General features: G+C 73.1%; 2 pseudogenes. One reads left to right on the top strand and one right to left on the bottom strand.

Features of this window, described 5'->3' with window-relative positions:
* Positions 1 to 295 (bottom strand): annotated as a pseudogene (locus GJ633_RS16570) (hypothetical protein); the annotation flags it as partial.
* 459 nt (positions 296 to 754) lie between these two features.
* Here GJ633_RS16570 and GJ633_RS16575 point away from each other — a divergent pair.
* A pseudogene (locus GJ633_RS16575) lies at positions 755 to 1,467 on the top strand (hypothetical protein); the annotation flags it as partial.

Consider the following 1,467-nt stretch of genomic DNA (forward strand, 5'->3'; position numbering starts at 1 on the left):
TCTCGACCGCGCGGACGATCGCGGCGGTCTCTATCGCCGCGTCCGCGTCGTCGACCGAGAGGTCGAGCGCCGAGCCGAGGTTCGCACCCCGAACGGTGGTTCCGGCGCGGGCGGGCGTCTCGTTGGCCGTCGACAGCGTCCGGAACGTGCGGTTCTCGTCGTCTACCTGCGGTCGGTCCGGAGCGGGCTCGTCGACGGCGGGGAACGCGACGGCGCCGGCGCTGACCGGACCGACCGCGCCGGCGACGGACGCGATCAGCAGCAGCACCGCGACGGCGGTCGGGAGGGCTCTCATCAGAGTCCGGTTGACGGGGAGGTACAAAAAATCCACCTCACCGGACGGGACCGCGCGGCGGCGGTCGAACGCCGCGAGGAGTCCCGACCGTTTCGGATGCCGGCTATGGAAAGCGTTTTGCCGGGCGCACGAGACCCCTGATCGTATGCGGATCCCCGCGCTCCGCGTCCTCTTCGCGGCGGTGCTGGTCGTCGCCCCGCGGGCGGGACCGGCGCCGTCGCGGGGGACGACGCGCTCTCGACGGCCCCCTCCACCGCCGCGGTCGCCGCCGAGGCGGACGCCGAACAGCCACTCGTCGCCGTCTGGCGGTCGGACTCCGCCTCGCAGTCGGTCACCGATCGAGCGACCGCGACGGCGACGTCCACGGCGCCTGTCGCCCAGATCGACGACGCCTTCGACCCGCCGACCGCGACGCGTATCCGCGTCGACCTGAATTCCGACCGCGACGCGCGGTGGGAGGTGTCGGTCCGGTACGCGCTCGCGGACGCGAACGAGACGGCGGCGTTCGAGACCGCCGGCGACCGGTTCCTCGAGGGCGACGTGGGTCCCGAGGCGGCCCTGTTCGAGGGGTTCGCCCGGGAGGCGAACCGGAACGTCGACCGGACGATGCAGGTGACCGACGTCGAACGAGAGGTGCTGGTCCACCAGGACACGGAGGAGTTCGACGTGGGCAACGAGGAGACGGCCGCCGTGGGAGAGCTCCGGCTCACCTTCGTCTGGACGGAGTTTCTCGCCGTGGAGGGCGAGAACCTCGTGTTGGGCGACGCGCTGACGACGCCCGAGGGCGGCACGTGGCTCCGGTCGCTCGCGGACGGCCAGACGCTGGAGGTGACGACGCCGGAGGGATACACGGTCACCGGAACGCCGGGAGCGACGGTCCCCCTCCGGGACAACGCGGTGATAATCGAGGGACCGCGCACGTTCGGTCCGGACGAGCAGGTCGCGGTCGTGTACGGACCGACCGAGACGGAGAGTCCGCCGTGGGGGATGCTGGCGGCGGCGATCGTGGTCTCCGCCGTGCTCATCGCGGGGAGCGTCGCGGGGTACCGCCGGCGCGCGAACGACGACGGGTCGGACGCCGGCGGTGCCGCCGCGAGGACGGAGACCGACGCCGGAGCAGACGCCGCGGACGCGGGCACGGACGAATCGGCGTCCGGCCCCGATCCGGGCGC

Origin of the sequence: Halorubrum sp. CBA1125 (assembly GCF_009742825.1) — an archaeon.
Lineage (GTDB): Archaea > Halobacteriota > Halobacteria > Halobacteriales > Haloferacaceae > Halorubrum.